The sequence below is a fragment of the Rhodopseudomonas julia genome (genome assembly GCF_030813515.1).
GTDB lineage: Bacteria > Pseudomonadota > Alphaproteobacteria > Rhizobiales > Afifellaceae > Afifella > Afifella julia.
Genome location: NZ_JAUSUK010000002.1, coordinates 1,069,821 through 1,096,661, shown reverse-complemented (window position 1 = coordinate 1,096,661; position 26,841 = coordinate 1,069,821). Strand labels below are relative to the sequence as shown.

Annotated in this window: 26 protein-coding genes and 1 tRNA gene; 9 read left to right on the top strand and 18 right to left on the bottom strand. The window is 62.1% G+C overall.

Annotated features, from left to right (window positions below):
• Window positions 1–122 precede the first annotated feature (122 nt).
• The gene (locus tag J2R99_RS14445; RefSeq protein WP_092816060.1) at window positions 123–539 is read right to left on the bottom strand and encodes a HutP family protein; all 417 of its coding nucleotides are present in this window, start codon (window positions 537–539) and stop codon (window positions 123–125) included.
• Between the two features lie 318 nt (window positions 540–857).
• On the opposite strand from J2R99_RS14445, the gene J2R99_RS14440 reads away from it, so the two are divergent.
• The 5 genes from J2R99_RS14440 to J2R99_RS14420 all read left to right on the top strand — a co-directional run bounded on the left by J2R99_RS14440 (window position 858) and on the right by J2R99_RS14420 (window position 5,854).
• Window positions 858–1,907: a cysteine synthase A gene (locus J2R99_RS14440; protein WP_307155110.1), complete on the top strand. Its 1,050-nt coding sequence runs from the start codon at window positions 858–860 to the stop codon at window positions 1,905–1,907.
• On the top strand, window positions 1,904–2,635 hold the full coding sequence (locus J2R99_RS14435) for an alanyl-tRNA editing protein (protein WP_307155109.1): 732 nt from the start codon (window positions 1,904–1,906) through the stop codon (window positions 2,633–2,635). The genes J2R99_RS14440 and J2R99_RS14435 overlap by 4 nt, the downstream gene beginning before the upstream one ends.
• A 2-nt stretch (window positions 2,636–2,637) precedes the next feature.
• The gene (gene sseA, locus J2R99_RS14430) at window positions 2,638–3,486 is read left to right on the top strand and encodes a 3-mercaptopyruvate sulfurtransferase (RefSeq protein WP_370872376.1); all 849 of its coding nucleotides are present in this window, start codon (window positions 2,638–2,640) and stop codon (window positions 3,484–3,486) included.
• Entirely contained in the window at window positions 3,483–4,043 is a 561-nt protein-coding gene (locus tag J2R99_RS14425; protein ID WP_307155107.1) for a GNAT family N-acetyltransferase, read from the top strand. Before sseA ends, J2R99_RS14425 begins: the two co-directional genes overlap by 4 nt.
• 770 nt (window positions 4,044–4,813) lie before the next feature.
• Window positions 4,814–5,854: an OmpA family protein gene (locus J2R99_RS14420; RefSeq protein ID WP_307155106.1), complete on the top strand. Its 1,041-nt coding sequence runs from the start codon at window positions 4,814–4,816 to the stop codon at window positions 5,852–5,854.
• Between the two features lie 73 nt (window positions 5,855–5,927).
• Here J2R99_RS14420 and J2R99_RS14415 read toward each other — a convergent pair whose 3' ends face one another.
• A complete protein-coding gene (locus J2R99_RS14415) occupies window positions 5,928–7,583 on the bottom strand; it encodes an MFS transporter (RefSeq protein ID WP_307155105.1) in 1,656 nt (551 codons plus the stop codon).
• Window positions 7,584–7,713: 130 nt separating this feature from the next.
• Between J2R99_RS14415 and J2R99_RS14410 the strand changes: the two genes are divergently transcribed.
• Entirely contained in the window at window positions 7,714–8,211 is a 498-nt protein-coding gene (locus J2R99_RS14410) for a MarR family winged helix-turn-helix transcriptional regulator (RefSeq protein WP_307155104.1), read from the top strand.
• A gap of 4 nt (window positions 8,212–8,215) precedes the next feature.
• Here J2R99_RS14410 and J2R99_RS14405 read toward each other — a convergent pair whose 3' ends face one another.
• From J2R99_RS14405 to J2R99_RS14385, 5 genes are all read right to left on the bottom strand, one after another.
• On the bottom strand, window positions 8,216–9,409 hold the full coding sequence (locus J2R99_RS14405) for an AI-2E family transporter (protein ID WP_307155103.1): 1,194 nt from the start codon (window positions 9,407–9,409) through the stop codon (window positions 8,216–8,218).
• A 241-nt stretch (window positions 9,410–9,650) separates the two neighbouring features.
• A complete protein-coding gene (locus tag J2R99_RS14400; protein WP_370872420.1) occupies window positions 9,651–10,400 on the bottom strand; it encodes an amino acid ABC transporter ATP-binding protein in 750 nt (249 codons plus the stop codon).
• A 68-nt stretch (window positions 10,401–10,468) separates the two neighbouring features.
• Window positions 10,469–11,854 (bottom strand): amino acid ABC transporter permease, encoded by a 1,386-nt coding sequence (locus J2R99_RS14395; RefSeq protein WP_307155102.1) that lies wholly within the window; start codon window positions 11,852–11,854, stop codon window positions 10,469–10,471.
• Window positions 11,855–11,857: 3 nt separating this feature from the next.
• Window positions 11,858–13,069: an amino acid ABC transporter permease gene (locus J2R99_RS14390; RefSeq protein ID WP_307155101.1), complete on the bottom strand. Its 1,212-nt coding sequence runs from the start codon at window positions 13,067–13,069 to the stop codon at window positions 11,858–11,860.
• A 99-nt stretch (window positions 13,070–13,168) separates the two neighbouring features.
• Window positions 13,169–14,185, bottom strand: a complete 1,017-nt coding sequence (locus J2R99_RS14385) for an amino acid ABC transporter substrate-binding protein (RefSeq protein ID WP_307155100.1) — start codon at window positions 14,183–14,185, stop codon at window positions 13,169–13,171.
• 228 nt (window positions 14,186–14,413) lie between these two features.
• On the opposite strand from J2R99_RS14385, the gene metC reads away from it, so the two are divergent.
• On the top strand, window positions 14,414–15,601 hold the full coding sequence (gene metC, locus J2R99_RS14380) for a cystathionine beta-lyase (RefSeq protein ID WP_307155099.1): 1,188 nt from the start codon (window positions 14,414–14,416) through the stop codon (window positions 15,599–15,601).
• Between the two features lie 49 nt (window positions 15,602–15,650).
• Here the strand turns inward: metC and J2R99_RS14375 are convergent, their stop codons facing one another.
• The 4 genes from J2R99_RS14375 to J2R99_RS14360 are packed head-to-tail and all read right to left on the bottom strand — an operon-like array spanning window position 15,651 to window position 19,246.
• Entirely contained in the window at window positions 15,651–15,971 is a 321-nt protein-coding gene (locus tag J2R99_RS14375) for a lipid-A-disaccharide synthase N-terminal domain-containing protein (RefSeq protein ID WP_307155098.1), read from the bottom strand.
• Entirely contained in the window at window positions 15,964–16,707 is a 744-nt protein-coding gene (locus J2R99_RS14370) for a glycosyltransferase family 2 protein (RefSeq protein WP_307155097.1), read from the bottom strand. Before J2R99_RS14370 ends, J2R99_RS14375 begins: the two co-directional genes overlap by 8 nt.
• Entirely contained in the window at window positions 16,704–17,525 is an 822-nt protein-coding gene (locus J2R99_RS14365; protein WP_307155096.1) for a phosphatase PAP2 family protein, read from the bottom strand. Before J2R99_RS14365 ends, J2R99_RS14370 begins: the two co-directional genes overlap by 4 nt.
• On the bottom strand, window positions 17,522–19,246 hold the full coding sequence (locus tag J2R99_RS14360; RefSeq protein ID WP_307155095.1) for an ArnT family glycosyltransferase: 1,725 nt from the start codon (window positions 19,244–19,246) through the stop codon (window positions 17,522–17,524). The genes J2R99_RS14365 and J2R99_RS14360 overlap by 4 nt, the downstream gene beginning before the upstream one ends.
• A 156-nt stretch (window positions 19,247–19,402) precedes the next feature.
• Between J2R99_RS14360 and J2R99_RS14355 the strand changes: the two genes are divergently transcribed.
• Complete coding sequence (locus J2R99_RS14355) at window positions 19,403–20,632, top strand: glycerate kinase type-2 family protein (protein WP_307155094.1); 1,230 nt, start codon at window positions 19,403–19,405, stop codon at window positions 20,630–20,632.
• Window positions 20,633–20,703: 71 nt separating this feature from the next.
• Here J2R99_RS14355 and J2R99_RS14350 read toward each other — a convergent pair.
• Window positions 20,704–20,779 (bottom strand) — tRNA-Arg (locus J2R99_RS14350).
• Window positions 20,780–20,798: 19 nt separating this feature from the next.
• On the bottom strand, window positions 20,799–21,104 hold the full coding sequence (locus J2R99_RS14345; protein ID WP_307155093.1) for an ETC complex I subunit: 306 nt from the start codon (window positions 21,102–21,104) through the stop codon (window positions 20,799–20,801).
• Between the two features lie 377 nt (window positions 21,105–21,481).
• Between J2R99_RS14345 and J2R99_RS14340 the strand changes: the two genes are divergently transcribed.
• Window positions 21,482–23,023 (top strand): gamma-glutamyltransferase family protein, encoded by a 1,542-nt coding sequence (locus tag J2R99_RS14340; RefSeq protein ID WP_307155726.1) that lies wholly within the window; start codon window positions 21,482–21,484, stop codon window positions 23,021–23,023.
• A gap of 72 nt (window positions 23,024–23,095) precedes the next feature.
• Here the strand turns inward: J2R99_RS14340 and J2R99_RS14335 are convergent, their stop codons facing one another.
• From J2R99_RS14335 to J2R99_RS14315, 5 genes are all read right to left on the bottom strand, one after another.
• Window positions 23,096–23,527, bottom strand: a complete 432-nt coding sequence (locus J2R99_RS14335; protein WP_307155092.1) for an OsmC family protein — start codon at window positions 23,525–23,527, stop codon at window positions 23,096–23,098.
• Window positions 23,528–23,672: 145 nt separating this feature from the next.
• A complete protein-coding gene (locus J2R99_RS14330; protein WP_307155091.1) occupies window positions 23,673–24,419 on the bottom strand; it encodes a hypothetical protein in 747 nt (248 codons plus the stop codon).
• Window positions 24,420–24,569: 150 nt separating this feature from the next.
• A complete protein-coding gene (locus J2R99_RS14325) occupies window positions 24,570–24,998 on the bottom strand; it encodes a pseudoazurin (protein ID WP_307155090.1) in 429 nt (142 codons plus the stop codon).
• 2 nt (window positions 24,999–25,000) lie between these two features.
• The gene (locus J2R99_RS14320) at window positions 25,001–25,786 is read right to left on the bottom strand and encodes an ABC transporter ATP-binding protein (RefSeq protein ID WP_307155089.1); all 786 of its coding nucleotides are present in this window, start codon (window positions 25,784–25,786) and stop codon (window positions 25,001–25,003) included.
• A complete protein-coding gene (locus J2R99_RS14315; protein ID WP_307155088.1) occupies window positions 25,783–26,832 on the bottom strand; it encodes a FecCD family ABC transporter permease in 1,050 nt (349 codons plus the stop codon). Before J2R99_RS14315 ends, J2R99_RS14320 begins: the two co-directional genes overlap by 4 nt.
• Window positions 26,833–26,841 lie beyond the last annotated feature (9 nt).

Sequence of the window (26,841 nt, the reverse complement as noted above, 5' to 3'; positions counted from 1 at the left end):
CCAGCGAAGTGACACCGCTGAAGGTGGAGAATGTTTCCGGATTGCAGCTGTGACACAGACAAGGCCACCTGGCATGCCACGCCCGACGACCGAGACGGTCTCAGAAAGCGGCGGCTCTGCCGCTAGAGATGCATGACCCCGAAGCCCATCCGCTCATGGTTTGTTTCGGGATGAAAAGCAGATTCGCCATGTGCGGCAATCGCGAGCCACCTCCCGTCTGAAACGATGGCCACCTTGAGCTTCAGGCTTGATTCTGCCGCAACATCCGAGCTGACGCCCTTCAGGCATTCGAGCCCGGCATGGATGACCGCGTGGATCTCGTTGTGATGGTGGTGAATGATATGGCTTTGGAGAGCGCAGGCGACGAGCGACTTCACGAATGTCTTCGTCACATCGGTGCGGATACCGCTGACAAAGGTGATGCCGAGCTTCAAGCGCGTACTCGCCGCGATATACTGCTTGAAGACCTCTTCCTCCTCGCGCGAGCTGATCGCGGCAATGATCGCGACCTTACCCAGACGGTCAGGATTGATGTCCATTGGGGGAGTTCCTTGTGCGAGAACATGCCCGGCCCGCGATAACCCAAGGTTATCGCGCGAAACCCTTCCGCTATGCTGCCCCCCAAGGCGTGCAGTCGGGCCGGTGCCGAGAGGCATCTCGATAGGGCGTCGCTTGGTTCCAGTAAACCCTAAACATCGCTCCAGGCTTGCAATCGAGATTGTCCTTTACGGAGCGTGCGAGGGGCATAAATGTGAAGATAGACGCCCCGAGCGAAGGTGAGTTCGCCTGCGCCATCCCCCATAACTCTGCGGCCGCAACCCCTGATCCGCCGCGGGAGCAAGACGCGAGGAAAACCGATGCCCGCTGCCATCACCCCGTCCGTCCTCGAAACGGTCGGCAACACGCCGCTTTTGCGGCTGCGACACGCATCGGAGATAACTGGCTGCGAAATCCTCGCCAAAGCCGAGTTTCTCAACCCAGGCCAGTCCGTCAAAGATCGAGCCGCTCTTGGCATCATCCGCGATGCGGAAAAGCGTGGATTGTTGCAGCCGGGCGGAACCATCGTCGAAGGTACGGCCGGCAATACGGGCATCGGGCTTGCCCTCGTCGCCAAGGCGCTTGGCTACCACGCCGTCATTGTCATTCCGCAAACGCAGTCTGAGGAGAAGAAGCAGGCCCTTCGCCTCCATGGCGCGCGCCTCCTTGAAGTTCCGGCTGTGCCATACCGCAATCCCAACAACTACATCAAAGTCTCGGGCCGGCTTGCAGAGAGGCTCGCCGCGGAGGAGCCCAGCGGAGCGATCTGGGCCAATCAGTTCGACAACACTGCGAACCGCAACGCCCATATAGAAACCACGGGTCCGGAGATCTGGCGGCAGACGGACGGCAAGCTCGACGGCTTCATCTGTGCGGTCGGAACGGGCGGCACGCTCGCTGGATGCGGCATGGCCCTGAAAGAGCGGGACAGTTCGATCAAGATCGGGCTCGCCGATCCGGACGGGGCGGCATTGTACAATTATTATGCCAATGGCGAGCTCAAATCCTCTGGCTCGTCCGTGACCGAGGGCATTGGCCAGGGGCGCATCACGGCCAACCTTGAAGGCGCGCCCGTCGATATGCCCTTCAACATTCCCGATTCGGAAGCGATGGCCGTCCTCTTCGACCTCGTCGAAAAGGAAGGGCTGTGTCTCGGCGGTTCGTCGGGGATCAATGTCGCGGGAGCCATCCGCATGGCCCGCGAGCTGGGCCCAGGCCATCGTATCGTGACCATTCTGTGCGACCATGGCGCACGTTACGCCACGAAATTGTTCAATCCCGACTTCCTGCGCGCTAAGAACCTGCCGGTGCCGGCCTGGCTGTCACAGCCGCCGGCGATCGATATCCCATTCGAGGAGGTGCCCGAGTGAGTGCGCCGACTGAACTTCTCTTTCGCAACGATGCCTATCTGAAGGAATGCGAGGCGGAGGTTATCGCCATCAACGATCGCGGCGGCATCATCCTGGACAAGACCGTTTTCTATGCCACCGGCGGCGGCCAGCCTGGCGACACAGGACGCCTTCTCTTCGCCGACGGAGAGGCCGCGATCGGCGCCACCGTCTACGGCGACGACAAATCCGAGATCGTGCATGTGCCGGCTGGCGAGACAAAACTCCCTTCAGTTGGCGAGCACGTGAAAGTCATCCTCGACTGGGACCGACGTCACGCGCATATGCGCATGCACACCGCCCTGCATCTCCTCTGCTCGCTGATCGCCTTCCCGGTGACCGGAGGATCGATCGGAGCGGCGGAGAGCCGGCTCGATTTCGATATCGCCGAGGCGGATGCCATCGACAAAGACGCGCTGACCGATGCGCTCAACGAACTCGTGAAAGCTGACCACGCCGTGACAACACGCTGGATTACGGATGAAGAACTCGCCGACAACCCGGACCTCGTTCGGACCATGAGCGTGAAGCCGCCGACCGGCTCCGGCAAGGTCCGGCTCGTGGCGATCGGCGCCGATGGTTCGGTCGATCTTCAGCCCTGTGGCGGCACCCATGTGCGCTCCACCGGCGAAATCGGCGCCCTCAAGATCGGCAAGATCGAGAAGAAGGGCCGCCAGAACCGCCGAATCCGTCTGCAGCTGGCGAGCTGACGATGGGCACCATGCTGGTCAGTCCCAAGTGGCTCAACGAGCACTTTGCGGACGAAAAGGTGAAAGTAATCGACGCCTCCTGGTACCTCCCCGCCCATGCGCGCGATGCCAAAGCGGAGTACGGGGCCGGACATATACCCGGTGCGGTCTATTTCGACATCGACCGGATCGCCGATCCCGACACAGACCTGCCGCATATGCTGCCGAGCCATGAGGGTTTTGCGGAAGCCGCGGGAAAGCTCGGCCTTTCGGAAAAGGACACCATCATCGTCTACGATGGAATGGGTTGCTTCTCCGCTCCGCGGGTCTGGTGGACGCTCAAGACGTTCGGCGCCACAGATGTGCGGCTTCTCGAGGGCGGCCTGCCGGCCTGGCGTGCGGCGGGACTGCCGCTGGAGACGGAGACACCCTCGCCTCCCAAAACAACCTTTAACGTCCGGTTCGACCGTGACGCGGTTGCCGATCTCGAGCGGGTCCGCAATGCGATCGCCAACAAGAATGCGCAGGTGGTCGATGCACGCCCCGCGCCGCGTTTCAGCGGCGAAGCGGCCGAACCGCGCCCCGGTCTCAAGAGCGGCCACATGCCAGGCTCTTTCAATCTGCCTTTCGGCGCGCTTTTCGCGGAAGATGGCAAAAGCCTGGCCGAACCAGGCACCATCCGTCGACTTTTCGAGCAAGCCGGCGTCGACTGGCACAGGCCCATCATCACATCCTGCGGCTCAGGTGTGACGGCCGCCGTCTTGAGCTTCGCGCTCGCCACTGCCGGCAAACGGGATGTCGCTCTTTACGATGGTTCATGGGCGGAATGGGGCGGCAGAACCGACACACCTATCGAACGGGGAAGCGAATGACGCGTCTGGTTCCGACCACGATTACGGATCTGCGCATGACTGCGCCTCCGCGGCATCTGCCCCCGCCCCCGGCCGGCATTCGTCTGGCGCTGATGCGCGCCGAAAACTGCCCCTTGCATTTCTACCGCTATCTCTACGCCACGATTGGTCGGAGCTATCTGTGGGTGGAACGGCATGGGCTCGACGATACGACATTGGCCGAACGCATTCATGGTGACGGCATCGAAGTTTGGGTACTTTATGGGAACGGCGCACCGGCTGGCTTCTTCGAGCTCAATTTTTCAGACCCTATGACCGTCGACCTCGTCTATTTCGGTCTCATGCCCGACTGGAAGGGTCGCCGCATCGGACCCTGGCTCCTCGGCACGGCCGTCAATGAAGCCTTTTCTCGCGGCGCCGAAGCGGTCACCGTCAATACGTGCACGATGGATCATCCCGCAGCCTTGCCGCTCTACCAGCGCCTCGGATTTGAGGCCGTGGGGCGGCGAGAGCATCAGCTGCCGGTCCCGGAAGGCTTCAGCCTGCCGAACCACGTCCCGGCCGCGAATTCACCTTAAGACGGAACAATTCGCCGTCGACGGATTTAGCCGTGTCCGAGGGGGCTCGGAACACGGATACGTCGATGAGATTTGCAGCTATGCTCGCGGCGACGGCGCTCACGCTGCCGTTTGCCCACCCCGCTTACGCCGGCACCGCCGGCATGGAGGACCCCACCGTTCTTGCTCAGGCAGGACAGCCCGACTGGCCGCCTAATATCGGTCCGAGACGCGGCAACGGCGAGGATGAGAAGAAGCGCGAGCAAAACCGCGAGCGCCCAAAGCTCGGACAACCGGGCCCTCCTCCGCAAAAGGCTCCCCAACCGCAACCGAACACACCCCAAAAACCTCCCCAAGGCCCGGGTCCAAAGCAGCGTGCGGCGCCGACGCCCCAGCCCGAAAGGCCACAGCAGCCCCCACAGGCGCCGCAGAAACAAGTTGCGCCGCCTCAGAAATCCGCGCCTCAGCCCTCGCCAAAGCGTGCAGAACCGGCTCGTCCAGAAAAACCTGCTGCCGCGCCACCACGGCGCGAAGAGCAGCCTCGCGAAGCAGAGCAACAGCGAAAGAAAGCCGGACCGGGCGCGGAATTCCTGCGTCGGCAACAGGAGCAGGCGAAGGAACGGCGACAGCCGCCCGCGGAGGCACCCGCTAAGGCACCAATCCCGCCGAAACCGGACGCAGCACCACCGAAGCGCAACGTACAGCAGCGGCCGGAGGCGGAGCGGCCGGGCGAAGCGCCCTCTCCCCAAACGCCCCAGCTCGGCATTGCCGGCGAGAAGGAAGATCCGAGGGTGCGCGAGCTGCGCCAGAAACTGCATCAGCAGCGGCGCGACGCCGTGCGGCAGGCCGATAGACCAGATCGCGAAGACGCCCGCCGTCGCGGACAGGATGGTCGTGAATGGTCGGGCGAAGATGACCGGCGCGATCGGCGTGGCCCCCCCCGCGGTGCCGGCGGCTTCATGCTGCCCTTCGCCTCCGGCGATGTGGTCCAAGATTCGGGCGACCGCGTCATCGTTCGCCGCAACGGCCAGCTTCTCATTCGGTCCGACAGCGAAACCGACCGTCTTCTGCGTCGAGCCCGGGATGTCTCGGTCGACGAGTTGGGGGGCGGACGAACGCGCACCATCGTCACCCGTTCGGACGGAATCCGCGTCATCACGGAGCGGGATTATGATGGCGAGATCATTCGGCGCGTCCGCCAGTACCCTGATGGCGACCAGGTCGTGCTGATCGACGAACGCGGCTACGATCACAGCGATCGCGCATATGAGCCCGGTTATTTCGAACGCTCTCTGCCACCCCTCGACCTGCAGATGCCGCAAGATCGCTACATCGTCGAGATGCAGCGCGCATCTGAAGGCGAGCTCGAAGATACCTTGATGGCGCCGCCGGTCGAAAGCGTGGAGCGGGTCTATACGTTGGAGGAGGTTCGCGACAGCTCGCGTCTGCGCGACAAGCTCCGTCGCGTCGATCTGGATGCGATCACATTCGACACGGGCAGTGCCGCAATTTCACGCAGCCAGATAGGTCAGCTTTCCGCGATAGGCCAAGCCATCGAGGACGTGGTGTCGCGCAATCCCAACGAGATCTTCCTCGTGGAAGGACATACCGACGCCATCGGCTCGGATGTGTCGAACCTGGCACTGTCAGACCGCCGTGCGGAATCGGTGGCGATCGTGCTGTCGGAGAATTTCGATATTCCGCCGGAAAATCTGGTAACCCAGGGCTACGGCGAACAATACCTTAAAGTCCCGACGGAGACCGCGGAACGGGCGAACCGGCGTGTCGCCGTTCGCCGCATCACACCGCTCATCCAAAGCACAAGTCGGTAAGTAGCCTCTCTTCGAGCGCTGCCTCTCACCAATGGGTCCGCCACGGCGGGCCCATTTTCGTTGAGACCTATTTTCAGCGGGCGGTCGCACCATCCCGGAGCAGCTCGGGCGCGGCTACGGTAAGGAGGCGCAGCCCCTGCTCAACCTGACGTTCCATCGCGTCGGCAACGCTCCCGTGGACGAGATTTCCGATATCGTCCCGGTGCCGCTCCCCGATCACCAGGATGGGGGCATCGACTGCCTCTGCGCGGCCCAGAATGGTCTGTGCGACATGAACGGCGCCAGCCTCCACCACCTCTCCTTCTGCGCTCACGCCCTGCTTTTGCAGAAAGACGAGCGCGCGGTCCAAAACGGCCGCCGCCTCAGCCTCGCTCTCGGCATCGACTGCGTCTTCGTCCACCACCTCGAAGGGGCGCACATGCAGCACGAAGACGGTCTCGTCTTTCGGCGCGATCTCGGCAGCACGCTTGAGAACCCCCCAGTCCTGGTCCGTTCCATCAACCGCGGCGAGAGCCGCAATCGGCGGCACGGCTCCAAGAGCCTCACCGGCCCCTTCCCGCAATCCCGAATAACGGCCGAGACTGCTTCGCCGGGCAAAGAGCACGATCGGTGAAATGAGCGCGGCCACACAGGCTACGTAAAAGGCCATGTGGGCGCCAAAACTTTCCGCCAGAAGCGGCGCGGCATAGGGCGCGACGACGCCCGCGAACCACCGCACGAAGTTGTAAGCGGCCGAGGCGACCGGTCTTGGAACCGTCGAGACTTCCAGCGCCATCTCCGTGAAGACCGTGTTGCAGACCCCCATCAAGGCGCCCGAAAGCACCACGCAAGCGGCAACGATCTCAACCGAGCTGAAAGCCATGACCATGAGCAAGACAGCGAAGAGAACGAGACATGCTGCGAGCAGGAGCGGAGCGCTCAGCCGCGCCTGCAGACGCGGCGCGACGAGAACTGAAAACACCGCAAGCAGGAGCCCCCATCCGAAAAAAATCAATCCGACCGCATGTGCCGACATTTGCAGAACGAAGGGGACGAAGGCGAGGACCGTGAAGAAGGCGTAATTGTAGAAAGCTGCCGCAACCGCGGTCGTCAAAAGACCCGGCTGGCGAAGCGCCTTGAGAGGCGCGGTGATCGCGATCTTCTCCTTGGGCTTCGGCAGTTCCGGAAGAAGCACCGCGACGGCGACGAAGCCGATCGCCATCAATGTCGCCGTCCCGAAGAAGGGGTAACGCCAGGACATACCGCCAAGTGCGGCGCCGAGGAGAGGCCCGGCTGAGATACCGAGACCGAGCGCGGCTTCGTACATCAAAATTGCTGCCGCTGTGCCGCCGCGGGAGGAGGCAACGATGACGGACAGAGCGGTGACCACGAAAAACGCGTTGCCAAGGCCCCACCCGGCTCGGAACGCGACCAGCTCGCCAACCGATTGCGAGGTTCCGGCAAGAGCGGAGAACGTAACGATGAGGAGTGCCCCCACCATCAACGTCTTGCGACCGCCCAACCGACTGGAAACGAACCCCGTGACCAGCATCATCACGGAGGTGACGAAAAAGTAGCTGGTAAACAGCAACGATACCTGACTGGGGGATGCGTTGAGGCCCGCTGCGATCGAGGTGAGAATGGGATCGACCAGGCCGATCGACATGAAGCCGACGACACATGCGAAAGCCGTCGCCCATACAGCTTTTGGCTGATCCAAAAAATGGGGGGATGCGGAATTGGCGGACATACGAACCCTGAGTCAAAAGTAGGTGTATGATACAAGCATATGCGCGGTCGGCATCCGAGAACAAGCTGTATGATACAGATAGTTTAAAGGCCGCGCTGGGCGGGAGGTTGGTATGACTGAGGCGACAGCGGTGATCGAGAAGCTGGAACGCGAGCTGGCGTTCTTTGCGCGAAGGCTGGAGGCGGTCCACCGCAAGCGCGGCTATCCCCTTGAGCGCGCCCACTATCTTTTGCTGCTGCAATTGCGCGAGGGCCCTGCGAGCGTCACGGATCTCGCCCACCACCTTGATCTCGACGATTCGACCGTCACAAGGCAGATCGCCGCTATGCAGCGGCGGCGCCTGATCCGCCGCGTCAAGAACCCAGCCGACGGGCGCAGCACCCTGATCGAGCGGACGCGGCTTGGCGCCGAGAGCGCCGAGACGATGCGCCTTGCACGGCTTGGACGTATCGAAACGCTATTCGGAGCCTGGAAGCAGGCCGACCGAGAGAAGTTCGCGCAAATGCTTGCGCATGTGAACTTTGCCCTATCGGACTCCCTCAAGGAGCTGGCGGAAGACCACCCCACCCCGCCCCCGCAGCCCACCAGGCCTGCGAGGCAGCGAAAGGCGAAGCCCCGGAAAGAGTGACGCGTTATCCACTGCTCGGTGCACTCGCTTCGCCCTCGTCGTCATCCGGCTCCTCGACAGGCCGCCTCGGATCGCCGGAGAGAAACTCTGCAACCGCTCCAAGGCTCGGGATATTCGTGGCAAAGATCTTGATCGCCACCAGAAGCGGCACGGCCATGAACATGCCGACGAAGCCCCACAGCCACCCCCAAAAGGCGATCGACAGGAACACTGCCACCGGGTTCATCTCAAGGCGCCGACCGACCACCAGCGGTGTAATGAAATTGCCTTCCACTGCCGTGAAGAAGAGATAGACGAGCGGCGGGTAGAAAGCCTCGCTGAGGGTCGGGAAGGTCACGATGCCGACCACGACGGAAAGCACGATGCCCATCATCGACCCGACATAGGGGATGAAATTCAGCAACGTCGCCAAGATGCCCCAAAGCACGGGGTTGGGCATGCCGATAACCCACATGCCAGAGCCGATCGCAATGCCCAGCATCGTATTGATGAAGGTGACGGTGAAGAGATAGCGGGAGAGCTCGCGCTCGATGTCGTGAGCGATCCTCAATGCCCGCTTTTTGTCACTGAGGGACGGCATCGATCGAACGAGCTTGACGTAGAAGAGCTCCGAATACGCAAGTAGGAAGAAGAGCAGCACGAGGCACAGGAGAACGCGCGCCAGGATATCGGGCGTGCTGGTCGCGACATCCGACAAGAGCCCCGGCTCCCGCAGAACCACCTCCTGAGCCGCGCCGGGCGCAGCGCCCCCCTTGCCAGTGGTGAACTTATCCACCTCCTTGGACGCACGCTGCAGCTGCTCGACAGAGCCACGCAGATACCCGACTTTTCGCTCCATCTCCCGCGCGATGCTGGGCGCACGATCGACCCATTCCCCGATCGGATCGCTCAGTATGTAGGAACCGCCGACAAGCATGATGAAAGTGGACGAGACGAGAAGCGCTGCCGTCACCCACTCCGCGATCCCCCGGCGAGAGAAAAAGCGCACCACGGGGCTCAAGACGAGCGCGAACAGAAACGCCAGAACGACCGGCAGAAAGAAGCCCTTCGCCAGATATAAGGCACCGACGAGAGCGATCAGAAACAGACCGGTCAGCGGCCACGGCGCGCTCTGGCGCTGAGGTTCGACAGGAGCATCAGCTTGTGGGGGCGTCGCCTCCGAGGGACGATCGTCAGCTTCGGAATCGGTTAAAGTCATGGGCCTGGCGGGTGTCTGCTACCCGCTTCAAACGCCCTGCGAACTCCTCAGTTCCGCCATAATCGCCAGCAGTTTGAATAACTTCCTAGCTGCCTCAAATTGTGCTCGACGGTTCGCCGCCAACCTCCCAGGCCCGCAGCCGCGCAGACTGCGGAGAACAGGCAACAGCTCGTCTGCCGAACGTCGCAACGCGGCCGAGCCGCCGCCGGCTCGGCCGATAATCAATCGCCCCTGCCGACAATCAGTGCAGGATTTGCGACAGGAAGAGCTTGGTGCGGTCGTGCTGAGGATTCGTGAAGAACTGCTCGGGCTCGTTCTGTTCGACGATCTGACCGGCATCCATGAAGATGACCCGGTTCGCCACCTGGCGCGCAAAGCCCATCTCATGCGTGACGACGAGCATGGTCATGCCGGATTTGGCGAGATCGACCATCACGTCGAGCACCTCTTTGATCATCTCCGGATCAAGGGCGGAGGTCGGCTCGTCAAAGAGCATGATGCGCGGGTTCATGCACAAAGCGCGGGCAATCGCCACACGCTGCTGCTGGCCGCCTGAGAGCTGTCCTGGATATTTGTTGGCCTGCTCCGGGATCTTCACCCGCTCCAGATAATGCATCGCCGCCTCTTCGGCCTCGCGCTTGGGCATCTTGCGCACCCAGATCGGCGCCAGCGTGCAATTCTCCAAGATCGTGAGATGCGGGAAGAGATTGAAGTGCTGGAACACCATGCCGACCTCACGACGAATCTCGTCGATCTTCTTCAGGTCGTTGGTGAGCTCGATGCCGTCGACGATGATGTCGCCCTTCTGATGCTCTTCGAGCCGATTGATGCAGCGGATCATAGTCGACTTGCCAGAGCCCGAAGGGCCGCAGACCACGATGCGCTCGCCGCGGCGCACATTCAGATTGATGTCGCGCAACACATGGAACTCGCCGAACCATTTGTTGACGCCGCGCATCTCCACAGCCGGACCGGCATTCACATCCATCATGTCGGCCGCACCGTTCTCTTCTGCGGAGACGGGGGCGCTTGTCTCGGTATCACTCATTAAAGGGGCTCCTAACGCGCATGGCCAGTGCGAAGACGGTTTTCGGTGAAGATCGAATACCGTGACATGGAAAAACAGAAAATCCAGTAGACGCAGGCCGCAAAGAAATAGGCGGTCGTCGCCTGAACCGGCGTCGACCAGCTGGGGTCGGTAAAGCTCGACTGGATCTGGCCGAGAAAGTCGAACAGGCCGATGATCAAGACGAGGGTCGTGTCCTTGAAAAGACCGATGAAGGTGTTGACGATGCCCGGGATGACGAGCGTCAGCGCCTGCGGCAGAATGATGAGCCGCATTTTTTGCCAATAGGCAAGACCGACCGCGTCCGCGCCCTCGTACTGCCCTTTCGGGATCGCCTGCAGTCCGCCGCGGATGACCTCGGCCATATAGGCGGCCGAGAACAATGCCACACCGATCAGCGCCCGCAGGAGCTTGTCGAAGGAAACACCCTCCGGCAGAAACAGCGGCAACATCACCGAGGACATGAACAAGACGGTGATCAAGGGAACGCCGCGCCAGAATTCGATAAAGACGACGCAGACGAAACGCACGATAGGCATGTCGGATCGGCGACCGAGAGCGAGCACGATGCCAAGCGGCAACGAGGCGGCAATACCCGTGATGGCGATCACCAGGGTGACGAGCAATCCGCCCCAGATGGATGTCGGAACGAACTCAAGCCCAAGATCGAGGCTGAGCACGAAGATGACCGCAGCAAGCGCGAGCATAATCGTGAGGACGAGCTTCAAAAGTCCACCAGCCGGTGCTCCGGTTCCTCGCGCCCACGCATAAGCGATCCCGAGCACGATCAGGGTCAAAAGCGCATATTCGATCCAGAAATCGAGCCCGCTGCCGAGCGGCGCAAGCTCGCGCCCGATGCCGATCATGCCCGCGAATTCCATGTGGCCGCCGGTCAAAAGCAGGAGTGCCGCGACTGGAAAGACGACGGCCATATAGATCAGGTTCATGCTCTTGAAGGGTGCCGTCGGAATGAGGAGCGGCACGACGCCAATGACGAAGAGAGCAAAGACGATGTTGACCCGCCAACGCTCCTCCAGCGGATAACGCCCATAAATGAACTGGGCAAAATAGTCTTTCACATATGGCCAGCAGGCCCCGAACCATCCGTTCGGTTGGATGCCGCCCTGGTTGATCGTGGTGCAGACATCGCGGCTGTCGCCGGACCATACGGCCTGAACCAAGGCGAAATCGACAAGTGGCGGGACGACGATCCAGATCACGTAAAGCGCGATCAACGTCAAAAGGGTGTTCGACCAGCTCGAGAAGAGATTTTTGCGCAGCCAGCCCACGAGCCCTCTCTCGCGATGCGGCGGCGAAGCCTGTGACAGCATCTCGTCGCGGACAAAAACGAGGTCGGTTTGGGATTGGATATCGGACATGGCTCAGCGCTCCACCAGCGCGACGCTGCGGTTGTACCAGTTCATGAAGAGCGAGGTCACAAGCGAGATCGTCAGATAGGTCGCCATGGTGATGAGAATGAACTCCACGGCGCGCCCCGTCTGGTTGAGCGCAGTCCCTGCGAAAACCGAGACGAGATCCGGATAGGCGATCGCGACGGCAAGCGAAGAGTTCTTCGTCAGATTGAGATACTGGCTCGTCAGCGGTGGTATGATCACGCGCATGGCTTGCGGGATGACCACCAGCCGCAAAGTGTGACCGGGCCGCAATCCGAGCGAATAAGATGCCTCTGTCTGGCCATTCGGCACAGCGAGAATCCCCGCGCGCACGATCTCCGCGATAAAGGACGCCGTATAGAAGCTGAGCGCCATCAAAAGCCCGATGAATTCGGGAAAGACACGCAGTCCGCCACGCGGGCCGAAATTGCCCGGGGTCGGATATTCCAAAGAGAATGGCGGATTGGCGAACGTGAAGCCGGCTACAAAATAGGCAATGAGGGGCAACCCTACGATGAGAGCGAGCGCCACGCGGAAGAGCGGGAAGATCTCGCCGGTCGCCATCTGCCGCCGCCTTGCCCAGGCGCGAAGAACGAAAGTCGCGACGATGCCTATGACCAATGCAGCCACCACGAGCGCGAAGCCCCGCCCAAGAACTGGACTGGGCGCGTACCAGCCCGCGATGTTGAGAAGCCCGAAGGGTCCGAGATCGATCGCATCGCGCTTGGCCGGCAAGAGCCGCAGCACTGCGAAATACCAGATGAAGATCTGCAACAGCAGCGGAATGTTCCGCAACACTTCGATGTAGACATAGGCCGCCCGCGCCACGACCCAGTTCTTGGAAAGGCGAGAGATCCCGACGATAAAACCGATGATCGTAGCGAGGATCACGCCAATGAAAGACACAAGCAGCGTGTTGAGCAGCCCGACGAAGTAGACGCGGACGTAGGACGAGGTTTCCTGATAGTCGATCAATGTCTGATTGATCTGGAAACCGGCCGAATCCCGCAAGATGCCGAAGCCGAAACCGATGCCTTGTGCCCGCAAATTGGCGGCGGTGTTGTGGATGATCCACCAGGCGAAACTCACGATGGCGACGATCAGGAGAACCTGAAAAATCGCCCCACGCACGCGCTGATCGTTGAGTGCAGAAAATCCACTCGAGCCTTTGCGGCTCGGCAATACGTCCTGAACAGCCATGTCCCCTCGGCTAGCAGGTTCCATGCCACCCCGGATCGTGAGCGCCCGGTTTGATGGCAAGGGGCCCGGCCGATCGCTCGGCCGGGCCCATGTTTATTCTTAGCGGACCGGCGGCGCGTACTGCAGGCCGCCGTCGCTCCAGAGCTTGTTCAACCCGCGGTCGATGCCAAGCTCCGTATCCGGGCCGACATTGCGGTCGAACATCTCGCCGTAATTGCCCACGGCCTTGATCGCGTTCACCGCCCACTCTTTGTCGAGACCAATCGACTCGCCGAACGAACCTTCCGTCCCGAGAAGGCGCTTGATCGAGGGATTATCGGAGTTCTTCATCTCGTCGACGTTGTCCTGCGTGACACCGAGCTCCTCGGCGTTGATGAGCGCAAACAGCGTCCACTTGACGACGTTGAACCACTGGTCGTCGCCCTGGCGAACGGCCGGGCCGAGCGGCTCTTTGGAGATGATCTCCGGCAGAATGACGTGGTCATCCGGATTGGTGAGTTTCAGCTTCTGGGCGTAAAGGCCCGACTGATCGGTCGTGTAGACATCGCAGCGGCCGGCATCGTAGGCGGCCACGACCTCGTCGGCCTTCTCGAAGGCGACCACTTCGTAATCCATGTCATGGCTGCGGAAATAATCCGCGACATTGAGTTCGGTCGTGGTGCCGGTGTTGGTGCAGACGCTGGCGCCCGAAAGCTCCAGAGCCGATGACACGCCGAGATCCTTCGGCACCATGAAGCCCTGGCCGTCGTAATAGTTCACCCCGGTGAAATTCAGCCCGAGATCGGTATCGCGCGACATCGTCCAGGTGGTGTTGCGCGTGAGAACGTCGACTTCGCCGGACTGAAGAGCGGTAAAGCGCTCTTTCGCCGAAAGAGGCGTGAACTTCGCGGCATCACCATTGCCGAAAATTGCGGCGGCGATCGCCTTGCACGTGTCCACGTCGAGGCCGGACCAATTGCCCTGGGCATCGGGGTTCGAAAAGCCAGGAAGACCTTGGCTCACGCCGCATTGCACGGAGCCTTTGGCCTTCACGTCGTCGAGCGTCGCCGCAGACGCGGAGACGGCCGTCACAGCGAGGGCCGCTCCGGCTACGAGCGGTACGATGGATTTCTTCATATGACGATTCCTGTTCACCGGTTTGGTTCTTAGAACGGTGATTTGCAGTCATGCATCCAAAGCGAAGCAGACCCGCCTCGCTCTTCCCTGCCAGACGCCGCTTGACGCAACCCCGTCCATGCGGCCATCGAAAGCTATCTACTGGCCCCGGTCAAGCCTGCGACCCTGCGGTCGTCTGAGGCAAACAGAGGCAATTTCGAGAGGCGATCAAATGACGCGGAGATCCGCATGAGTGAAAACAAGGCCCGGACAGGCATGTCCAACACCCCCCGCAAAGCGGCAACTCTCGTCACCCACGGCGGCCGCCACCCCAAGGAATTTCACGGCTTCATCAATCCGCCTCTGGTTCGGGCATCGACCGTTCTCTTCAATGACGTGGACGAGATGAAAGGCCGGCGCGAGAGCCGCTACGCCTATGGTCTAATGAACACGCCGACGATCGAGGCCTTCAACGAGGTCTGGACCGAACTCGAAGAGGCCGCCGGAACGGTCCTCGTCCCTTCGGGCCTCGCCGCGGTCACGGTGGCGATCTTGTCGGCACTCTCGGCCGGAGAAGAGATCCTCGTGCCGGACAACGTCTATGGGCCGACCCGACGTTTCTGCAACCAGACATTGAAGCGTTGGGGGATGAGGACAAGCTATTACGATCCGATGGATCTCGAGACTCTGAAGTCGGGTCTCGAGGGCGGAGCGAACGCAGTCTTCGTCGAAGCTCCTGGTTCGCTCACCTTCGAAGTTCCGGATCTCGGCGCGACGCTCGAACTCGCCAAAGCCGCCGGCGCGGTCACGATGATCGACAACACATGGGCAACGCCGCTTCTCTACAAGCCGATCGCCGAAGGCTTCGACCTCTCCATTCAGGCGGGCACCAAATATGTCGGCGGCCATGCCGACGTGCTCATCGGCTCGATCAGCGCCAGTGAAAGGATGTGGCCGAAACTCTCCGCAACGCACGCCAATCTTGGCGTCCAGGCGGGTCCCGACGAGATCTACCTCGCCATGCGCGGCCTGCGCACGATGAAGCTGCGCATGGATCAGCACGAAGGTCAGACCCTTGAGGTTGCGAAATGGCTGGCGAACCAACCGAAGGTCGCCCGACTTCTCCACCCCGCGATGGAAAGCTGTCCCGGGCATGACAATTGGAAGCGCTATTTCGGTCGCTCGAGCGGGCTCTTCGCCTTTGAGCTCGCCGGCACCGAAGACGAAGCCGCGACCTTCCTGAACGCCCTGCGTCTCTTCGGCCTCGGCTTCTCCTGGGGCGGGTTCGAGAGCCTGGCCACCCTGGCGGAACTGCGGGAGACGCGAAGCGTCACAACCTGGCAGGCAGGCCCGGTGATCCGTCTTCAGATCGGCCTGGAGGCCGTCGAAGACCAGATCGCAGACCTTGAGCAGGCTCTTGCGGCGATCGCGGCCTGATCGATCTCAGGCCACGGAACGAGTGAATGGCAGGCCGGCTGAGAGCGTCTCAGCCGGCACTGTTCATGGGTGATTTCTCTTCGCGAAAAATCAGCCACAAGTTGCGGAAATAGATGAAAAGGCCGAGCCCCTGACCGAGGATGAAGACGGGGTCTTGCCGATGCAGCGCATAGATAAAGAGCAGGAACCCGCCAAAGACTGAGAAGAACCAGAAGGCGACGGGAACGACGGACCTCCCTGCCCTTTCGCTCGCCAGCCATTGGATGACGAAGCGCATCATGAACATGAACTGGGCGACGAAGCCGAGCGCGATCCACAGACTGAACTGCTCGACAAAGACCTCGTGGATCCAGTTCCACACCTCACTCATCCAGTTTCTCCTCGCTCAGCTGCGGACGCACCTTGCGCCGGCTGGCCAACCACCACACCCCGAAAAGATCGGCAATACCGACCCAGAGGCGATCGAAGATGCCATATTTGGAGGTGCCGTGCCGCCGTTCCCTGTCCGCCACATCGACGAGTGCGATTTCGTAGCCTTCGCGTCTCACCAGTGCCGGCAAAAAGCGGTGCCAACCATCAAAATAAGGCAGTCGCAAGAACAGCGTGCGGCGAACGGCCTTGAGGCCGCAGCCGGTATCCCGCACCTGGTCGTCAAGCAATGCCCGCCGCACCCGGTTGGCGATACGCGACCCGTAGCGTTTGGCAAAGCTTGCCTTGCGCCCGACACGTTGCCCGGCTGCAAGGCCAACCTGATCGCCACCGGCTGAGAGCGCATCGAGAAGCGCCGGAATATAAGCGGGGTCGTTCTGCCCATCTCCGTCGATGGTGACGACGGCATCCCCTTTTGCCGCTTCGAGAGCGCTGCGGATCGCGGCGCTTTGGCCGGCGCTCGTCTCATGCCGCAACAGACGCACCTGCGGGTGCTGGCGTGCGCTTGCGCGGACGGCTTCACCGGTCCCGTCACGCGACCCGTCATCGACGACGAGGATCTCGAAAGGACGCCCGGAAAGCGCCGTTGCGATTTCGTCGATCAGAAACCCGATATTGCCCGCCTCGTCCTTACACGGGACGATGACAGAGACTTCCGGGGAGAGAGGCGAAGTCATGACGTGCCTTTCTGGTGCACATGGCGCCTTTCAATGCGGCCAGCCTCGTCCAGGCGAAAGACGAGACGGCGTTCTGCGAAAAATCGTGCGGTGAGCCAGGCCACCGCTCCACCGAGAAGAAACCCGGCGACCACATCGGTCGGATAATGGGAACGCGTCGCAAGACGGCTGACGGCGATCCAGAAGGCTCCGGTCAGGATGACGATTCGCGCTTTCGGAAACAGCAATGCGAGCGCGACGCCAAGTGCGGCGACATTCGTCGCATGCCCAGACGGGAAACTCGCCCAGCTTGGATCGAACGAAAACGGATGAAACGCGGCGAGACCTTCCGTGTCGAAAAGCTTCGGCCGCGCCCGCCCGATCACATATTTCAGGACGACGACGATGAGACCGGCCGCCAGCACGGAGACGAAGAGATAGGTGGCCGTCGCAGACGCCCGCACGACAGCGGCTCGCCGCCTGATCCCATGCACCGAGATATCCCGAAAAATCTGGTAGATGAGAAACCCGCCGGTGGCGATCAGCATCCAGTCGGACTTGCCGATGTCGGTCACGAATTCGAGGACGTCGCGCACCTCTGGCTGCATCGTCGCCTGAAACAACGTCAGATAGGGGTCTGCCAGAATAAAAAGAATGACGAGCAGGCTCCCGACCAGGACAAAGCCGTTGAGAAAACCGATCGGGGTCGGACGATATGGCGGATGACGGCGATCGCGCTGCCTATCGTTCAGAAGACGCGAAAAGGCGAGCGCTCGTTCGCGTCCACGCACGAGATGCTGCCGCGCGGAATGGCTCCAGCGGTCCTTGAAATCACTCATTGGGCAGCCGGAGCCGTCTCGTAGATGCCGACCGTCACGGGCCGCCCGCGCGAATAATTGTAGCCGGAAACCTCGCCACGGCGCACGACCTTCAGCCCGGTCTCGGCGGCCGATGCGTGAAACTCAGCGTCCCGCCGCGCCTCCACCAGACCGATGCGACATCCGGGTTTCTGCAGGAATGCCGCAACCTCTTCCGGGGAGCCGAGAACGACATCCGTGCCCCCAAAGAAGACGAGGCTCGGTTCGGTGTAGCCCGTAGCCGCCAGCTCCGGATCGGGGCAGGAAGAAACGTCGTCGGCTTCAGCGACGGCTCGTTCCGAGACGCGAATTGCATCGAGACCCGGAAAGGCAAGCTGGAAAGCACCGACATAAAGGAGTGCAGCGGAGAGGATCGAGGCGGCCACGGCCCTCTCGTCGTGCCCCCTCATCAACGCTCGCGCGGCGAGAAGCCCCATGACTGCAGCAGCCACTGCGGCGACATCCGCCCCGGCGGGAAGGCGTTTCTCCAGATAGAGCGGCAGGACCACGATGCCGATGGCGACGAAGACCGGAACGGCCGCTGCCAACAGCCCGATGATGATCCGCAGCGAGGTCCGGCTGAGCACCGCCCCCCGGGCGATCGCGGCACCGGCAAGGAGCGCGAAAGCGGGATAAAGCGGCAAGACGTAGTGGGGAAGCTTGGTCGGCACGGCCTCGAAGACGAGCCACGCCGGCACGATCCAGACCAGGCAGAAGAAGATGTCAGGGTGACGCCACTGCCGGATCATCATGGGCAGAGCAAGCAGCGCGAAGGGGGTGAGAGGCCAGGCAGTCGCGAAGAAAAGTCCGAGATAGGTTCCCGGAGGCGCGCCGTGGCTCTCCTGCCCGCTTGCCACCTTGGCCATCAAATCATGCCCCAGCGAATCCCCGAAAAAGGCGCCGTCGGAGAGGAGCGTAATCGCCACGAACCAGGGGAGCGTCACGATGAGCATCGCGACGAGCCCGGGCAATGGCCTCAGCCGCAAGAGCGGGACGAACGAGCGCGAGCCGATCATCAACGAAATCAGCGTCAGGCCGCAAACCATGACGATGACCGGGCCCTTGACCAGGATCCCGACGCCAAGCGCAATCCAGAATCCGAGCGCGAGCGGCCAGGAAAGTGGCTCGCGCGAAGGCGGAGCCGATAGTCCGACACTTTCTTCTGTCTCGCCGCGCCCGCCCATCCAGGCACGCGCCATGATCGCCTGCGCGACAACGGTGAGCGCCAGCAGCACCGCATCGGTCTTGGCGAGCCGCGCCTCGACACCAAGAAGGATCGTGGCGGACATGAGCAGCGAGCCGATGAAGGCCGCGCGCCGGCCGAACAACGACAGCCCGGCAAGATAGGTGGCAAGAACGGCGAGCACGGCGCCGACAGCCGACGGAATCCTGTAGGCCCAGATCGGCGCCTCGGCTCCACCGAAAGGCGCGGTTGCAGCCGCCTGCAGCCAATAGATGCCGACCGGCTTCTTGTAGCGCGGTTCCGACTGGAAATGGATGTCGACGAAATCGCCGCTTTCATGCATCTGCTTCGTCGCCTGGACGAACCGCGCCTCGTCCCGATCGATCGGTGGCAGCGCCGTCAGGCCGGGCAAGAACAGGATGATCGCGACGAGGATCGTGATCAGTCCCGCAAGGGGCGCAAAGCGGCTTGGCCAGCCGATAAGCCGCGAGCGTCGCGCATCCAACGGAGCCTCAGACATCGAAGTCTCGCCTTTTGAACATTCGCGGCTGGTGCTAAGCCGGCAAGAGCCGGCACGCAAGCGCCGCGCGCGGCAGTGCTAAAGACAAGGGCCAGCGACGATGCGATCTCGATGTTGAGCGCTCCCAATCTTTCCCAGCCAAAGGCTTTCCTGCGAATGCTTTTTGCCGCGGCAGTTCGGGCTGCCGACCCGGTGACCTGCCTGCCGCCCCACCTGCCCTCGCCGCCTACCGGCCGCACCATCGTCATCGGGGCCGGAAAGGCTTCGGCGGCCATGGCGCAAGCCCTGGAAGACAATTGGGACGGGCCTCTCGAAGGCCTGGTGGTGACACGCTACGGCCATGCGGTGCCGTGCCGATCGATCGAGATCGTGGAAGCCGCCCATCCGGTCCCGGACGCCGCAGGTGAAAACGCTGCAAAACGCATGCTCGATCTTCTCCGTGATCTCACCGAGGACGATCTCGTCATCGCCCTGATCTCGGGAGGCGGTTCGGCCTTGTTGAGTGCTCCGGCGGACGGCCTGACCCTTGCCGACAAGCAGGCGATCAATCGGGCACTCCTCACCTCCGGTGCCCCGATCGGCGCCATGAACTGCGTGCGCAAGCATCTCTCCGCCGTCAAAGGCGGTCGCCTGGGGGCCGCGGCCTGGCCCGCTCCGGTTTTGACCCTCGCCATCTCGGATGTTCCCGGCGACGACCCCGCGGCAATTGCTTCTGGACCGACGGTCGCCGATCCGACATCGCTCGCCGATGCACGCAATGTCCTTGCCCGTTTCCGCATCGAGCTCCCCGCCGCGGCCGAGGCGTGGCTTGCACGCCCGCAGGCCGAAACGCCAAAACCGGGTGCCCTGCGTCTTTCCCGTAGCGCCTTCCGCCTCGTCGCAGCGCCGCAACGTTCCTTGGAGGAGGCGGCAAAGATCGCCCGCGATTGTGGCGTTACGCCACTCATTCTTGGAGACGACCTTGAAGGCGAAGCCCGGCAACTCGGCGCCGAGCATGGTCGCCTCGCCCGCATCAAGCTTGCCAGGGGCGAGTTGGAGCGGCCCTTCGTGCTTCTTTCGGGTGGAGAGACGACCGTCACCCTGCGCGGCGACGGGCGCGGCGGCCGCAATGTGGAATACCTTTTGGGGCTCGCGATCGCGCTCGATTCCGCAGAGGGGATCTATGCGCTCGCCTGCGACACGGACGGGATCGATGGTTCCGAAGACAATGCCGGTGCGCTTTGTGCGCCTGATACGCTGGCACGTGCCAGAAACCTGGGCCTCGACCCGCACGCCGCCCTGGCGCGCAACGACGCCTACGGCTTCTTCGAAGCCCTCGGCGATCTCGTCATCAGCGGCCCGACGCTGACGAACGTCAACGATTTCCGGGCGATTCTTGCTCTATAGCCTCGCGCTGACGAGATCGATAACTACGCCACATCAGCAGGTTAGAGACATTTCGTGATCTAAAATATCAATGGCGACCCCGGCAGGATTCGAACCTGCGACCATCGGCTTAGAAGGCCGGTGCTCTATCCACTGAGCTACGGGGCCGGAAGGCGCAAAACCGCGCCTAATGGGTCCACGGCACCTGCCGATTGAATTTGAAATTGTCGGAATAGGAGATCGTCGCCCGCTTCTTTTCCTTCGGCTCATAGACGCGGTAGACGATTTTGTTGCGCTGCGCATAGGCCACGGCCTCCTCCTTGGAGGGGAAACGCAAACGCACCTGCGAGCGCATGTCACTTGAGGCGGTATAGCCCATCAAGGGCTCGATCGAGCGCGGTGTTTCCGGCTCGAATTCCAAGATCCATTCGTGCGTCTTGGCCTGGCCCGAACTCATCGCCGTGCGAGCCGGTTTGTAGATGCGCGCCTGCATACGTCTCTGCCGTCCTTTGCCTTGCCGAAACCTTCCGCACCGATTCCAGCCTCGCTTCGAGGGAAGACTAGCAGGAATACCGACGAATTCCATGCCATCGCGGCAGGATCAGTTCCCGTCTCTATAGGATCTGGGCGGGGCCGCGAAAAGTCCCGTCTGCCAGCAAACGCTTCCTCAGAGCATGGAGTTTCCTGTCCACCATCTCGGATACCGACAGCAAAGCGAGAATCTCGGGGGCCGACTTGCCGATCCGTGGTCGCTGTAGGAAGCTCGCGAGATTGTCAGTTTTGCGAGCGCCCGCCGCTTCCCTGCCGTGGAGAACGACCATCTCGGCCCTTTCTTACGACAATCCCTATGTCAGCGTGCGCACCCCGATTATGGCGCGCAACATTGTCTCGACCTCGCAGCCACTGGCCGCGCAGGCCGGCCTGCGTATGCTCCTTGCCGGCGGAAACGCGATCGATGCAGCACTTGCGGCAGCGATCACATTGACGGTGGTCGAACCGACGGGCAACGGTCTCGGCTCCGACGCTTTTGCCATCGTCTGGGACGGGAACGAGCTCCATGGCCTCAACGCCTCCGGGCGCTCGCCACGCGCCTGGTCGTCGGAGCGCTTCCGCGGACTTTCCGAAATGCCGCAGCAAGGTTGGGAAAGCGTCACCGTTCCAGGGGCGATCTCGGGCTGGGCCGCTCTGTCGGAGCGCTTTGGCGCCCTTCCCTTTACGGCCCTCTTCGAGCCCGCGATCGCCTATGCCGAAGAGGGGTTTGCGGTATCGCCGTCGATTGCGCTGCAATGGTCGCGAGGCGCCGACAGATTGCGTCACGAACCCGGCTTCGCTCCCCACTTCCTCATCGAAGACCGAGTTCCCAGGTCCGGCGAAATCTATCGCAATCCGCACCTCGCCCGATCGCTCAGAAAAATCGCCGACAGTCGTGGCGAAGATTTCTATCGCGGCGAGCTCGCCCGCAAGATCGCGGATTTCGCTCGACAACATGATGCCGTTCTCGACGAAGAGGATCTCGCCGCCCATGCCTGCGATTGGTGCGGGACGATCAGCCAGCCGTTCCGCGGGACCGAACTCCACGAGATCCCGCCAAACGGACAAGGCATCGCCGCGCTGATCGCGCTCGGCATTCTGGATCGGCTCAAGCTTGAAAATCTCGATCCCGATAGTGCCGAGACCCTCCATCTTGAAATCGAGGCGATGAAGCTCGCGCTCGCCGACGCGCATCGTTTCGTCGGCGACCCTGCCAATATGGAGATCTCGCCCGACATTCTTCTCAACGGCGATTACCTCGATTCCCGCGCCGCACTGGTCGATCGCGATCGGGCCGCCGACGCAATCGCCGGCGCACCGAGGCGGGGCGGAACGGTCTATGTCACCGCCGCCGATGCTGCCGGTCGGATGGTTTCCTTCATTCAGTCAAATTACGCGGGCTTCGGTTCCGGCATAGTGGTGCCGGAGACTGGCATCCATCTGCAAAACCGGGGCTCCGGCTTCGTCCTCGCCCCGGGTCACCCGAACGAGGTTGCAGGCGGCAAGCGCCCCTTCCATACGATCATTCCGGGTTTCCTCATGCGAGGAGGAGGCCCTCTCATGAGCTTTGGCGTTATGGGCGGCGCGATGCAGGCGCAGGGCCACCTTCAGATGGTCCTACGCACGCAGCTTTGGCGACAGAACCCGCAAGCGGCGAGTGACGCGCCGCGCTGGCGCTTTATCGCCGGGCGTCGTGTCGCCCTCGAAACGGGCATCTCCGCCGAGGTCGCGGCAGAGCTAAAGAAAATGGGCCATCAGATCGAGCGTGTCGCGCCGGATGCGGATTTCAGCTTCGGCGGTGCGCAGCTCATTCATCGCCTCGCCGACGGCTATGTGGCCGGCAGCGACCACCGCAAGGACGGTCAAGCGGTCGGCTTTTAGGCACGCGCCGCAGCCATTGCCTCGGGGCGGAGGCTGCGGCGTCGTCAGATCTCCAGGGTCAATCCGCCCGGGTCAACCAACGAGACTAGCCTCAAGCGAGACTTCGGCATTCAAGAGCTTTGATACCGGGCAGCCCTCTTTGGCCTTGCCGGCAATCTCCTGGAATTTCGCCTCATCGATCCCAGGCACTTTTGCCTTCAATGTCAGACGGCTGGAGGTGATGGCGAAGCCCTCGCCCTGCTGCTCGATGGTGACGGCTGCGGAGGTATCGAGCTCTTCCGGCGCCATCCCTTCCTGGGTCAGCATCAGCGAAAGCGCCATGGAGAAGCAGGCAGCATGCGCGGCCGCGATGAGCTCCTCGGGGTTGCTGCCTTTGCCGCCTTCAAAGCGGCTCGCAAACCCGTAAGGATGTGCATCAAGCGCCCCGGTCTCCGTGGAGATGGTGCCGCTTCCGTCCTTGATCCCGCCCTTCCAGACTGCTGAACCGTGTTTGGTGATCGCCATGTCAGTGCTCCTGTGCTGGGCTCCGTCGCAAAGTTGAGCGAAGCGGAGCCAATTGCTTCGAGACGATAGATGGGCCAGCGCAACCACTTGCAAAGGCATGGCCGCGGCAACGCCTGTCAGAGGCGACGCTTCCCAGAGGCGACGCCTAGGATGCGATGGGGAGCGATTGGGGCTGCCGGATCCGATCTGAAGAGGCAAGCGTCGCAAGCCCCGGATATCGATCCACGTCACCTTCGATCGCCTCGATCTCGAAACGGGCGAAAAGCGATTCCGGCAGCCAATCTTCGCCGCGCGCTTTCTTGATCGCCTTCGGATGCTGACCTTCGCGATAGGCGAAGGCACGCATGGCATCCATATTTTCCCATATGCTGAAGGTCGCGAGCTGCAACAAGGGATGGGAGCCGAAACCGGCGTGCCATAGGCACCCCTCCGCCTGACTGAGCGAACGGTCGACCTGCGGAACCTGTCGCCAGAAGGATCGGACACGCTTCGGCGCGACGCTCGCCAGGGTCAGAACCGCAAACGGATCTTCCCCGACCTCGTGTCCTGAATAATCGAAGAGCGTCTCTCCGTCCCAACTGCCATGTCCGCTCGCAGGACGGACGGTAAAATGAAGCTGTTCGATGCTCGGGCCAGCGACGCTACGGTAAAGCTTGGTGTGGCGCAGCCCCGCCAAATCCTCCTGCCGCTCTGGAACGCCCATGAGACAGTAGCGCGTGAAGTCCGGGAGAATTGAAAAGCCGCTGCCGCTTCCGCAACCCAACAAGCGCAATTGGCCGGAACGCTGTGTCGGGCCGTCGATCACCCCCGGAAATCCCATGCGCAGAAAAGCCCCCCACGCCTGCCTGCGCGGGTAGCGGAAGAAACTGAGCGTAACGAGGCTCGCAGGCATAATGAACAATCTCTGGCCGCCGCAATCGGAGAAAACGCCCGAGGGTTGGACAACGATCCCTGCGCCCGGATCGGCAATGCTTCACCATCAAAAAGTGGCGAGCCCGCGGAAACCTTGTTCCTCCGCGGACACGCGTGGCCGCGATCAGCCTCACTTGCTATTCTCGGCGATGATCTCTTCCAACCTTTTGCGAGCCCGCGAGGGCAAGCCCTCTGGAAGCTCAAACGCCCCCGGGTCGGCCTCTTCTCCGACCGCAACCATCATCACCATGCCCATGGCATAGTGAGGGCTGCATTTGAGGCCATAAATGCCAGGCGTTTCGGCAACCACATCCGCCGTTTCGCCGAGAGGAGTCTTGATTTCCTCCGCACCTTCGGGCGCCATTCCGGCGATAGTCCGAGCGTTATGGCCCGGCGTCGTCGCGACGAAGCGGATCGTGTCGCCCGGCGCGACGCGCAAGAAATCCGGGTCATAGACCATCGAGCCCTTCTCTCCCCGGTTCAGCATCTGCACCTCGAAGGTCTCAGCATGCGCGATGCCGCTCGCCAGAACAAACGCCAAAGCCAGAAACTCCCTCATAATCAATCTCCTACAGGCTTCTTTTCTTCTGATAGTACAAAGCGCAGGATGGGTTCGCCGTTTGCCGGGTCGCCGATTGAGCGCGAGCAGACGTCGAAAACCCGTTCGATCCGAGCCGCCGTCAGGATCTCTTTCGGGGCTCCGACCGCCTCCAGCCGCCCGTGGGACATCAACCCCAGCCGGTCGCAGACCATCGCCTGATTGAGATCGTGCAGAGCGACGACGACGGTGATCGACAGACGGCGAACAAGCGCGAGGATCGAAAGCTGGTGGTGAATATCGAGATGGTTCGTGGGCTCATCCAGGATCAGGATCTCGGCTTTTTGGGCCAGAGCGCGGGCGATATGCGCGCGTTGGCGTTCACCGCCTGAGAGCGTCTGCCATCGGCGCTCGGCGAGATGCGAAATGCCGGTCTCGGCGAGAGCCTTTTCCACGATCTCCTCATCGGCGGCTCCAAAGGGCGTGAGCGGTCCCAGCCATGGCGTGCGCCCGAGCTCGACCGTCTCGCGGACGCTGAGCCGGTCGGAGGTGTCGAGTTGTTGGGCGACGATGGCGATCCGCCGAGCGACCTCGCAGCGTTTGATTTTTTGGATATCGACGTCGCCGACCGTTACCCGGCCGCACGAAGGTCGCCGCAATCCCGAAAGCAGCAGCAACAACGTCGACTTGCCGGAGCCGTTCGGTCCGACAAGACCGAAGAGCTCGCCGGGCTCAATCTTGAGATCGACGTCCGCCACGATGGGTGTACGGCCGGCGGACCAACCGAGAGCATGCGCTGCAAGCGTCATCGCGCCCCTCCGCGACCGCGCACCAGGATCAACGCGAAGGCGGGCGCGCCGACGAGAGCCGTCACAACGCCGATCGGCAGAACCTGTCCGGGAATGATGATTCGCGACACGATGTCGGCAAAGATCAGAAAAACCGCACCCGTGATTGCTGTCATCGGAATGAGCCGGCCGTGACGCGGACCGACCAGAAGCCTTGCTGCATGCGGGACGACAAGTCCGACAAAACCGATTGCGCCGACGATGCTGACCATAACGGCAGTTACCAAGGCGGCAGCCCCGATCAGGATCGCCTGCGTCTTCAAGACATTGATGCCGAGGGAGGCAGCCGCATCCGATCCGAAGGCGAACGCGTCGAGCGCCCGCGCATGCACGACGATGATCACGAGCACGAGGATCGCGACGGGGGCGGCGAGCCACACATCTGGCCAGCGCACGCCCGACAGGTTGCCGAGCAGCCAGAAGATGATGCCGCGCGCCTGTTCGGCGTTCGCCGAATGCGCGATGATGAGTGAGGTGAGCGCATTGAAAAGCTGGGCTCCGGCAACACCCGCAAGGATGACCTGACCGGTCGACGTTGCCGCAAATCCCCCCGCGGCCCGCGCCAGGGCGATGACGAGAGCAAACGCCACGAGGGCGCCGACGAAAGCGCCGGCCGAAAGAGACACGAGGCCGCCGCCGATCCCGGCGATTGTGACAGCCACAGCTCCTGTCGACGCGCCTGCCGAGATACCCAGGATATAAGGATCGGCGAGCACATTGCGCAGCAGGGTCTGGAGCACCAGCCCAGACACGGCGAGGCCAGCACCACAGGAGGCCGCCACGATTGCCCGGCTGAAGCGATAATTCCAGATAATCCCCTGATCGATCGGATCGACAGGATAGCTCCCCCCGAACATCTTCATCGCAAGCACCTGACCGACCGTCTCCGGTGGGATGCGCGTCTCTCCGATCGCAGCCCCGAGGATCAGAGCTGCGGCCAGAATTGCGAGTTTGGACGAGATCGACGTCAGAAGACCCGGCCAGCGGCCGGGTCGGTAAGTGGCCATAATCGGGCT